At 64.6% G+C, this 8924-nt stretch carries 12 protein-coding genes; 3 read left to right on the forward strand and 9 right to left on the reverse strand.

Annotation, left to right across the window (positions count from 1 at the left end; all coding sequences use genetic code 11):
* The 7 genes from VFA16_RS02255 to VFA16_RS02285 form a co-directional block, all read right to left on the reverse strand.
* Positions 1 to 1266 (reverse strand): cytochrome P450 (locus VFA16_RS02255; protein ID WP_324966250.1); only part of this gene is annotated, 1266 nt, incomplete at its 3' end.
* A 68-nt stretch (positions 1267 to 1334) separates the two neighbouring features.
* On the reverse strand, positions 1335 to 1751 hold the full coding sequence (locus VFA16_RS02260) for a lipoprotein LpqH (RefSeq protein ID WP_414687616.1): 417 nt from the start codon (positions 1749 to 1751) through the stop codon (positions 1335 to 1337).
* A gap of 41 nt (positions 1752 to 1792) precedes the next feature.
* Positions 1793 to 2626 (reverse strand): SDR family oxidoreductase, encoded by an 834-nt coding sequence (locus tag VFA16_RS02265; protein ID WP_324966252.1) that lies wholly within the window; start codon positions 2624 to 2626, stop codon positions 1793 to 1795.
* Positions 2623 to 3078: an SRPBCC family protein gene (locus VFA16_RS02270; RefSeq protein ID WP_324966253.1), complete on the reverse strand. Its 456-nt coding sequence runs from the start codon at positions 3076 to 3078 to the stop codon at positions 2623 to 2625. Before VFA16_RS02270 ends, VFA16_RS02265 begins: the two co-directional genes overlap by 4 nt.
* A 51-nt stretch (positions 3079 to 3129) precedes the next feature.
* A complete protein-coding gene (locus VFA16_RS02275) occupies positions 3130 to 3540 on the reverse strand; it encodes a transglycosylase family protein (protein WP_324966254.1) in 411 nt (136 codons plus the stop codon).
* Positions 3541 to 3632: 92 nt separating this feature from the next.
* On the reverse strand, positions 3633 to 4232 hold the full coding sequence (locus VFA16_RS02280; RefSeq protein WP_324966255.1) for a class I SAM-dependent methyltransferase: 600 nt from the start codon (positions 4230 to 4232) through the stop codon (positions 3633 to 3635).
* 32 nt (positions 4233 to 4264) lie between these two features.
* Positions 4265 to 4693, reverse strand: coding sequence for a DUF6188 family protein (locus VFA16_RS02285; protein ID WP_324966256.1), 429 nt, complete (start codon positions 4691 to 4693; stop codon positions 4265 to 4267).
* Between the two features lie 340 nt (positions 4694 to 5033).
* Here VFA16_RS02285 and VFA16_RS02290 point away from each other — a divergent pair, with 340 nt between their 5' ends.
* Positions 5034 to 5429 carry a hypothetical protein gene (locus VFA16_RS02290; RefSeq protein WP_324966261.1) on the forward strand — a complete coding sequence of 132 codons (396 nt, stop codon included), beginning with the start codon at positions 5034 to 5036 and terminating at the stop codon, positions 5427 to 5429.
* Positions 5430 to 5509: 80 nt separating this feature from the next.
* Positions 5510 to 6124, forward strand: coding sequence for a hypothetical protein (locus VFA16_RS02295; protein ID WP_324966257.1), 615 nt, complete (start codon positions 5510 to 5512; stop codon positions 6122 to 6124).
* 12 nt (positions 6125 to 6136) lie between these two features.
* Here the strand turns inward: VFA16_RS02295 and VFA16_RS02300 are convergent, their stop codons facing one another.
* Both VFA16_RS02300 and ag85B read right to left on the reverse strand, forming a co-directional pair.
* Positions 6137 to 6373, reverse strand: coding sequence for a DUF1918 domain-containing protein (locus VFA16_RS02300; RefSeq protein ID WP_324966258.1), 237 nt, complete (start codon positions 6371 to 6373; stop codon positions 6137 to 6139).
* Positions 6374 to 6541: 168 nt separating this feature from the next.
* On the reverse strand, positions 6542 to 7531 hold the full coding sequence (ag85B, locus tag VFA16_RS02305; protein ID WP_324966259.1) for a diacylglycerol acyltransferase/mycolyltransferase Ag85B: 990 nt from the start codon (positions 7529 to 7531) through the stop codon (positions 6542 to 6544).
* 379 nt (positions 7532 to 7910) lie between these two features.
* Between ag85B and VFA16_RS02310 the strand changes: the two genes are divergently transcribed.
* Positions 7911 to 8924 (forward strand): DUF7159 family protein (locus VFA16_RS02310; RefSeq protein ID WP_324966260.1); only part of this gene is annotated, 1014 nt, incomplete at its 3' end.

Consider the following 8924-nt stretch of genomic DNA (forward strand, 5'->3'; position numbering starts at 1 on the left):
CCAGCCGCGCAGCACCCGGGTATCGCGCCGGCTGCCCGCCCCGGCGGACCGCACGTCGGGAAAGCGGTCGAAAAACGTCTTCAGCCCCACCTCGCCCTCGGCACGGGCCAGCGCGGCCCCCAGGCAGAAGTGCCGGCCACCGGAGAACGCCAGATGCCGGTTGGCGTTGGGCCGTTCGATGTCGAACCGATGCGGGTCGGTGAACACCTCCGGATCGCGGTTGGCCGCGGCCAGGTAAACCACCACCATCTTGCCGCGCTCGATCGCCCTACCGCCCAATTCGGTGTCGGTGCGGGCCACCCGCGCGGTGAGCTGAACCGGCGAGTCCAGTCGCAGGATCTCCTCGACCGCATTGGGCCACAGCTGCGGGCGCTCACGCAGCGTGCGCAGGTGCTCGGGGGTGTCCAGCAGCATCCGAATCCCGTTACCCAGCAAGTTAACCGTGGTCTCGAACCCGGCAGCCAGCACGAGACCCGCGAGGCCTTGCAGCTCCGTTTCGGTCAAATGCGTTTCAGCGCTTCCGCTTTCGGCCAGCTGTATGAGTTGGCTCATCAGGTCGTCGCCCGGCGCCCGCCGCAACTGGCGAAGATGGTCGGCCAGCCAGAAGTTGAATCCCGCGATGCCACGCTGCACCTGTTGGTACTGGCGCCACGGCAGTCCGATGTCCAAGCTGGGCGCGGCCAGTTCACCGAATTCCAAAATGCGCCCCCGGTCGCTGTCCGGCACGCCGAGGATGTCGCTGATAATCGCGACCGGAAGCTGCGAGCAATACCGCTCGACGATGTCGACGACGCCCCGCTCGTCGGCGAGCTCGTCGAGCAGAGCGGTCGCTGTCTGCTCGACTCGATCGCGCAACGCCGCGACCGCCCTGGGCGTGAACACCGACGACACCGTCTTGCGATAGCGGGTATGTTCGGGCGGCTCCACCGATAGCAGGGAGGGCGGCCGCAGCGGATGCAGCATGTCGTCGCGGACGCGGGCCTCGAGCCACCGCAGCGGGGCAGGCAAATTGGACCCCATCGAGAGGACGCGGAAGTCCTCCGACCGCAGCACTTCCTGCGCGACGTCGTGGTCTAGGGCGAGGTAACTGATGCGGCCGCGGACCAAGGGGCCGTGCCGCCGAAGTCCTTCATAGAAGGGCACCGGGTCAGCCTTGACGGCCGGATCTGCGATCAAGCGGCCCTGCGGATCGCCGCGCCCCGCGCCCAGCCATGCGACGCTGCGGATAAAGCCATGCAGCGCCAGCCAATGCAATCTCTGCCTCAACGCGTCTCCGTGGCTTGGGAATTACGGAGTGGTACGCGGCCAAGCCTATCGGCTCAGCCGCGATTGAATCAGCAGTCGGCTGTGATCTTGAAGTCTGTGGTGGTGACTTTGTTGGGATGGGCGCTGTTGATGCCGTAGGCGCTGCCTGTGATGGTCAAGGTGTTGTGGGCCAGGTGAGCAGCGGCATCGCCCACTCCGCCTTGCCAGAAGCTGCCGGTGAACCCGTCGAAATCCGAGATCTTCACCCATTTGGGGATGGCCCGGTTGCCCCGCAACAACACGACCGCCTCGATATCGCCTGGGCGGCCGGCGATGTCGACGGTCCAAAACGATTGCAGTTGACTGCACCGCGGGGCGCGGGTGGTGTGCGTGTTGCCGCCGACCGTCACCCGCGCGGCCTTGTGGGACACGATCTGCGACTGAGAGCATCCGCAGACAGAAGCGGCGACGACCAACGCGGACACCGCGATTGCGCGATGCTGCACTAACCAACCTCCATGTCTTCGCATCTCTCGACGAGTCTCGCTTACTGCTGGTTGCGGCCCAGCGCGGGCAGCGATTTGACGATGCGGCCGCGGACGAACTCGGGGCTCAGGCCTTTGAGCCGATCGATCCACTGAATGCTCTTCGGCACATACCAGTGCAACCGGCTCGGGTGGTGGTAGGCCTGCCACGCTGCCTGTGCGACGCTTCTGGCCGGCATCAAGCGGAACATGCCTTTCTTGGGCGCGGTGGCCCGAATCTCCTCCGCGGAGCGGGTGCGGGCGCCCGCCTCGGAATGCGACGGCGTCGACGTCAGGATCGCGGTATCGATCAGACCGGGCAGCACGTCGGCGACCCGCACGCCGTGGCGCTGCCATTCCACGCTCAGCGCTTCGGTCAGGCCTTTGACGGCGTGCTTGGTCGCCGAGTACACCGCAAGCTGCGGCATGCCGTAGGTGGCTGACGACGACGACGTCGAGAACAGCAGGCTGCCCGTCGACTTCTTGAGATAGGGCAGTGCGGCGTAGGCGCCGGTCAGCACCGCCTTGAAGTTCACATCGACGACGCGCATGGCGGCCTCGTAGGGCACATCCTCGAACCAGCCGGATTCGCCGATCCCGGCGTTGTTCCACATCATGTCCAGGCCATCATTGGGATTGCCCGCGCAGAAGTCAGCCACCGCAGCGTCAAAAGCCGCCTTGTCAGTGACGTCCACCGGGCGGGTCCACAGCCGCTCGGCGCCCAGCTGCTGACCCAGGAAAGTAAGGCCGTCGGGATTGCGGTCGACCGCACCGACTCGCCAGCCGTTGGCGTGAAACAACTTCACGCCTTCGCGGCCCATGCCGCTGCCGGCCCCGGTGATGAAGACCGATCTCACGCCTCGACGACGTCCTTGATGCGGTGCAGGGTTTTGGTCATGTCGCGGAGGTTGCGGCGCTGACGCAGCCATCCACCGAACACCCAGTAGTACAGGCCGGTCAGCGGCGAAGAACTGAGCCGAAATGATTCGGTGACGTCAGTGCCGCCGTCGCGGGGTGTCAACTCGTAGTGCCAGTGGTTCACCGGTCGGTCGCCCACCAGCACGTCGAACCCGAACTCGCGGCCCGGTTCACAGGCGGTTACCCGGCACGTCGTCCAGTACACCGGCCCGATCTCGTTGCGCCGGACGTGGCCGCGGAATCGTGCCCCGACCGCGGGGCCGGTCGCGCCGTCGATCCATTCCGCTTCGAAGGTCTCCGGCGAAAACCGCCCTTGGTTGCGCACATCCGCGATCAGGTTCCAGATCTTGTCCGCGGGTGCTGCTATATGAAGGGTCACCGAGCCTTGCATGGGCTGATCCAAGCATGTTCGGCCATGGCCAGCGGTGGGAAACGGGGATTTTCACGAGTGCGGCACGAACATCGAAACAATGCGATTGGTCGTAGCGAGCAAATGATGCGCCGGCGAGGGCAAAACCGCGGACGGTACGCCGCTGCTGTTGGCGCATTTCGGCCATGCGCCTGGCCCCTGGGTGGCCAGGATTCTGTTTGCGACGCGGATCTGGTCCTGACGGCTGGCGCCTGCCGGTGAGCCGATGCCACCATTGGCGTTCCATGTCGCTTGGCTGATCTGCAGGCCACCGTATTGACCGTTGCCCGTGTCGGCCGCCCAATTGCCGCCGGACTCGCATTGCGCGACCGCATCCCAGTTCATACTGTCGGCGTTTGCGACACCGGTCGAGAGTGCCATTGCCGCGGCAACCAATAGTCCGGTGCCCGCGGCTTTGACCAATGGCCTGCGCAGATTGTTCATGTCGAACGTTTCGCAACTTGTGGCCAAAGCGTTACCGATATGGAAATCGCGTTAGCGGCGGGCTCGACCTCGGTGACCGGCGTCGAGGGGCCTCAGCTGCTGCAATTGCGCCAGCGAAGGAGATATCGGTAGTACATGGCTCGGCGGATCGACACACCGGGAAGCACCTGGCGGGCAGCCGCCGAAATTTCGCTCAAACTTTCCTGCGGCTGTGCGACCGGTAAACCGATGTCTCGAGTTTCGCGGTGCCATCGCGACCCCGCAAAGGCGAACGGCGTCGCGAGAGCCGACACCATCCAATCCGTCAGTGATTTGTTCGCAGCCAATCCGACAATCAGCAACTCGCCCCCGGGTAGCAGAAGCGAGCGCGCCTTTTGTAGCGCCGCCGGAAAATCCATGTGGTGAATGCTGGCGACAAAGGTGATAATGCCGAAACGCGCGGGGCCTGGATCAAAGTGCTCGAAACTGGTGTGCTCGACCGCCACGTTGGCAAACTGTGCGACGCGATGGCGGGCGCGAGAAAGCGCCGGCTGGTCGACATCGATGCCGGTCACCGTGCGCGCCACAGGAGCCAGGCGTTGCAGCAGCAGACCGTCTCCGCAGCCGACGTCCAAGCAGTGGTGGCGGCCGCTAGCGGCTCTTCTCAGAATCCACGTGTGATAAGCGGTGTTGTGGTTCCAGTATTCGGTCATCCGCGACTATCCCGGCAGCACCGGCCGTTCACCTAGTCGCCGTCACCTTCGTCCGGGATGTCGTGCCGGACCACTCGGACCTTGCCGCGCGCCAGGCAGGCGGCGTAGCCGTGCCGCTTGCCGTACAACTCCCAAGCCGTGCGACGCGGGTCCGGAGAAACGTTGATCTGGTGACCATCCGAGAACTCCAGGTGCAAGTCGCCGGTGTCATACCAGACCACGCCGGTGCAGATAGCCCCGGAAAAGTCGAACAGCGGGCGCTCTTCGACCGTGGTGTCGTGCGGATTGATGGTGACCACCTCGACGGGCGCGTTGCCGGTAGCCGGCAGCGTCAAGCGCAGCGGCACCGAGATGACGAGTTCGTTGTAATCCTCGAAGTTCAACACGAGTCCGTCGCGAAACATGATCCGCTGCAGCGCACAGCCTTGGAGCCAATGCTCGATCATTTTCTGTTCCGCCATGTATTCACTCTGAACGCGATAAGGCAGGTGCACAAGAGCGAGGTTCCGGCTCGCCTGGCAATTGCGTACTGCTTTTGCCGGCGCGTTGTCTGTGCCGGAATTTCCTGGCGCTGTTGTCATCGGTGCCGCCCTGGCCGAAGCAACCGTGGCGGCGCTTGCAACCCTTGTATAGCGGGTCGATACGCGCTAGCGTTTCGACGTCGTCTCCCACGATCAAGACGGGGTGATCATCATCGACACGCAGACCACCGAGGCCACCCCCAGCAACAGCCGCTTCAAGGCTGGGTCGGCGCCAGACGACGGTGAGGCGCCAGTCATCGTCAGCTTGGCCGAAGCGGCGATGCAAATGTTTACTGCAGCGATTGATGCCCTGCCGGATACCAACGATCCGGAATTCTCCGATCGCGCGAAAGTGATCCTTTCCGGGCTGCGAAAGCTTCAGGCCGCATTGACCACGGCAGCTTCGCGAAGCCGGGCCACGCCGTCGGTAATCGTGGCGCTAAGCGGAGTTCGAACCCGCTACGACGATCTAATGGCCAAGGCCGCTTCGTCACCGGGCGCCACTTTGGGACAACAGCTCTATGTCACTCGTCGGCGCGCCAAACTCTCCGCGCAGGAGACGGCCAACGGTGCCGGGCTGCGGGCAGATCTGCTCGATGCCCTCGAGGCCGACGAGACTCCGACCGAGGAAGAGGCTGCCCGCATCAAGGAACTCATCGCTGCGCTTGGCGGGTAGCCGACGATCGGGCCGGTGGGCTTGCTCTGTAGCGGCTAGCCTGGTGGCGATTGGCCTCTCCCACGATGCCGGATCGCCTGATGACGCTGACGCAACACATCGACCGGTGGAGCAGCAACGGTGCTCGCCCGGAGTGGTCGCGATCCGCGGCGGCCCGGCCGCTCATTGCCGCCGCACTCGCGATTTCGCTGCTGCTCGGCGGAGCGTTTGTGTCGATCGGCAGGCTTCATTCGTCGCCGTCGGACTACCTCGACCATCCCGACCATGCGGTCACCGACGACCAGAGCAAGGCGGAAGTCGTCGAGCCGGCCAAAGAAATCGTCACGATCGGCAGGCTGCAGAAAGCCGCGGCGGGCTACATGCTGATGTCCTGCAGAAACGAACATGATCCGCCGTATCAGGGCGCGATCTACCTGACCTTTACGGTGCCCGCCGATGTCCGCACCGATCGCTACTTCCAGGGCATCGCGGCCGCCATGTCCGCTCAGGGCTGGCACGAGGGCTTAGAGCCCACCCAGCGGGTGTACGGCAAAACCCTCTACAAGGACGGCGTCACGGCCATCATCTATCGGGACAGCGATTACCCGACCCTGGGCGTTGCGCGCCTCTACGGCCAATGCCGCAATGTCAGTGATCATCGCACCGACACGACGGCGTGGACCGATATCAGCGACCAATTCGGTCGAGCTCGCTAGGCCGGGTCTCGCCTATGTTTTGATCGCCCGCGACCGCGCCCGCTCGTCAGCGTGCTCCAACTCTGCGGAGGTGAGCACGATCGCGTCCGGACCGGGAAAGACAGTCGCTTCTTGGCTGGTGCCGTTCCACCGCACCACGTACGGCGGCGACCCATCCGCTGACCGCACCTCGGTGATCAACCCGCGGTGGTCTGGCTGTGCAACTGTCGTACCCTTGATGACCAACCAGTCACCAACCTGGGCCTTCATCGCACACTCCCTTTCCATTGCTCCATGTCGATTGTGCGCGTGCCATTTGGCTACGGGAAGGGGAGGCGGGCAACCAATTCCGCGCTTCGCCCAGCGGTAAGCGGACGCTACAAAAACACTGCGCGTGACGGTGGGTGGCCGTCACGCGCAGTGTATTGATATCTGGTCTCAGGCAGCCCCGCCGCTCGCACCCAACGCGCCCTGCACGTCAGGCTTCATGGCGTTGAGCTGGGCACCCCAGTACTCCCAGCTGTGGGTGCCGTTGTCGGGGAAGTTGAAGACGGCGTTGTGGCCGCCCGCGGCGTTGTAGGCGTCTTGGAACTTCAGGTTGCTGGTCCGGACGAAGCCCTCGAGGAACTCGGCCGGCAGGTTGGCGCCACCGAGTTCGGACGGCTTGCCGTTACCGCAGTAGATCCACAGCCGGGTGTTGTTGCCGACCAGCTCGGGGATATGCAGTGACGGGTCGTTGCGCTGCCAGGCCGGGTCGCTGGACGGTCCCCACATGTCCGCGGCCTTGTAGCCGCCGGCGTCGCCCATCGCAAGGTTGACCAGCGATGGCCCCATGCCCTGTGAGGGGTCCATCAAGGCCGACAACGAGCCGGCGTAGATGAACTGCTGCGGGTGGTAGACCGCCAAGATCAACGCCGACGACCCGGACATTGAGATGCCCACCGCGGCGCTGCCCGTCGGTTTGACGCTCTTCTGGGAGGACAGGTAACCCGGCAGCTCGCTGGTCAGGAACGTTTCCCACTTGTAGGTCGTGCAGCCGGCCTTACCGCAGGCGGGGTTGTACCAGTCACTGTAGAAGCTGGATTGCCCGCCGACCGGCATGACGACCGACAGCCCGGATTGGTAGTACCACTCGAAGGCTGGAGTGTTGATGTCCCAGCCGTTGTAGTCGTCCTGGGCGCGCAGGCCGTCCAGCAGGTACAGCGCGGGCGAGTTGGCCCCGCCGCTCTGGAACTGAACCTTGATGCTGCGGCCCATCGCAGCCGACGGCACCTGCAGGTATTCGACCGGCAGACCCGGCCGGGAGAACGCCCCTGCGGTCGCTGCCCCACCGAAAAGGCCGACGAGGCCCGGCAGAGCGGCGGCCGCAACGGCGGCGACCGTTAGTCGCCGCACCCAGCCGCGCATTTTCTCGCTCACGTCTGTCATACCTGTGCCCCTTCAGTGTGTGCCGTCGGTCACCTCGGCAAAACTTACCTTGTGGGAAGCCGGTATGTCGATCAGGACGCGAAAACATCTCGATTCTGTATCGGCAACGACGCTGACACGGTCCACCGCGTAAATCGCAATGGGCACTCGACAAGGGTTTTAACGGATTCGACGAACGGCACTGCGACGGGCGCGCCGGGGCGCCTCGGCTTTCGGCACCCAATCCGCTAAAGTTTCACCGCCTCGCGTAGGCTCGCCCGGGATAGGCCGACGAAGACCACGTTGTCCCGGTCCATTCCGGCGCTCGCGAAACACCGTGTCAGGTTTAGACCCGTCGCGCGTGGCGCCGGTGGCTTTCGGGCACGATTGAGGTGCGAATTTGGATACGGTACTTGGGCTTTCGATGACCCCGACCATCGTCGGGTGGGTCTTGGTCGACGGACACGAGGCAGACGGCAGCATCTTGGACCACGACGATCTCGCGGTGCGTACTGGCGGAGGAATGCGCGCAATAGACACCGCGAAACGGGTGGCGGCTGCCGTGTTTCGAGCACAGGAGGTGGCGGCCGCCCTCGATCGGCGGGTGCATGTCATCGGTGTCACGTGGAGCGACGACGTGGCCGCTGAGGCGGCGCTGCTGTTGGAGTCGTTGACCGGCGCCGGCTTTGACAACGTCGTACCGGTTCGGTCGACACAAGCTGCAGAGACCTTGGCGCGCGGACTAGCACCCGTGATCGGCTACGACAAGACCGCAGTGTGTGTCATCGAGGGCGACTCGACCACCGTCGTGATGGTCAGCGTCTCCGGTGAAAAAACACGTACGGCCGTCAAACATGTGGGCGGCGGCGCTGACGGCCTGCTCCAGTGGCTGACAACCATCTTCAACCGAAGGTCGTGGCAGCCGCGGGGCGTTGTCGTCGTCGGCTCGGATGCGGAACTGGATTCGATCTCGTGGCAGCTCGAAGATGCTTTACCTGTACCGGTTTTCGCGCAAAATGCCGCGCACCTGGCCTTGGCGCGGGGCGCGGCACTGGCGTCTGCTCAGAGCACTGAGTTCACCGCGGCCGATGTGATCGAGTTGTCGCCAACCGATCCGGCGCAGCTGCAGCCACGGCCATCGTCATCTGCCGGGGCATTGACGGTGTTGATTGCCGGCGCGCTGACCTTCGTGACTTCTTTGTCACTGGCCGTCGGTTTACGTGTGATACCCGACAAGGGCTCCCGACCGGTCGACCGGGTCGCCCACAGCTCGCCGACGCCGCACATCGCGCAAGCACCGGCTCCGCCCCCGGCCCAGGCGGTGACCCCGGTTGTGCAGGCGCAGCCAACTGTGCACGCCGCGCCGCCATCACCGAAGCCCTCAGTCGCATCGCCGACCGCCGAGCCGCAAAGC

Origin of the sequence: Mycobacterium sp. (genome assembly GCF_035653355.1) — a bacterium.
GTDB lineage: Bacteria > Actinomycetota > Actinomycetes > Mycobacteriales > Mycobacteriaceae > Mycobacterium.

Excerpts from the sequence above, each read along its gene's own strand:
- VFA16_RS02300 (WP_324966258.1), bottom strand. The coding sequence starts at position 6,373 with ATGAAGGCCCAGGTTGGTGACTGGTTGGTCATCAAGGGTACGACAGTT.
- VFA16_RS02285 (WP_324966256.1), bottom strand. The coding sequence starts at position 4,693 with ATGGCGGAACAGAAAATGATCGAGCATTGGCTCCAAGGCTGTGCGCTG.
- VFA16_RS02280 (WP_324966255.1), bottom strand. The coding sequence starts at position 4,232 with ATGACCGAATACTGGAACCACAACACCGCTTATCACACGTGGATTCTG.
- VFA16_RS02290 (WP_324966261.1), top strand. The coding sequence starts at position 5,034 with ATGCAAATGTTTACTGCAGCGATTGATGCCCTGCCGGATACCAACGAT.
- ag85B (WP_324966259.1), bottom strand. The coding sequence starts at position 7,531 with ATGACAGACGTGAGCGAGAAAATGCGCGGCTGGGTGCGGCGACTAACG.
- VFA16_RS02295 (WP_324966257.1), top strand. The coding sequence starts at position 5,510 with ATGACGCTGACGCAACACATCGACCGGTGGAGCAGCAACGGTGCTCGC.
- VFA16_RS02270 (WP_324966253.1), bottom strand. The coding sequence starts at position 3,078 with ATGCAAGGCTCGGTGACCCTTCATATAGCAGCACCCGCGGACAAGATC.
- VFA16_RS02275 (WP_324966254.1), bottom strand. The coding sequence starts at position 3,540 with ATGAACAATCTGCGCAGGCCATTGGTCAAAGCCGCGGGCACCGGACTA.